The sequence below is a fragment of the Ochrobactrum sp. SFR4 genome (genome assembly GCF_019730395.1).
Taxonomy (GTDB): Bacteria; Pseudomonadota; Alphaproteobacteria; order Rhizobiales; family Rhizobiaceae; genus Pseudochrobactrum.
The window spans coordinates 1-317 of the sequence record NZ_JAAPBB010000517.1; the positions used below are offsets into that span (position 1 = coordinate 1).

General features: G+C 54.6%; 1 pseudogene. It reads left to right on the forward strand.

The annotated features are described in order from the left end of the window. Positions 1-47 precede the first annotated feature (47 nt). Positions 48-317 (forward strand): annotated as a pseudogene (locus HBA93_RS20060) (hypothetical protein); the annotation flags it as partial.

Sequence of the window (317 nt, forward strand, 5' to 3'; positions counted from 1 at the left end):
CAATCTGCTTGAAGTGCAAATTACCTGACCCAATGAGGTGAAGACCTATGATAATCAGCGAAATGCAGCACAAGCTCGCAACATGGGCCGAGAGCGGTTCAAACCGAAGGTTTGATCGGCTTCTGCGGCTGATTGCCAATCGGGAATGGCTTGCCGAGGCCGCTCGGATGGTTCTTGCGTCAAGTGGCGCACGCACGCCGGGTATCGACGGAATGGATAAGCAAAAACTGCAGGTCAAACTGGATCAGCATCTGGACGACCTGCGGGCAAGTCTGCTGAAGGGTACGTACTGCCCCCAGCCGGTGAAGCGCATTTAT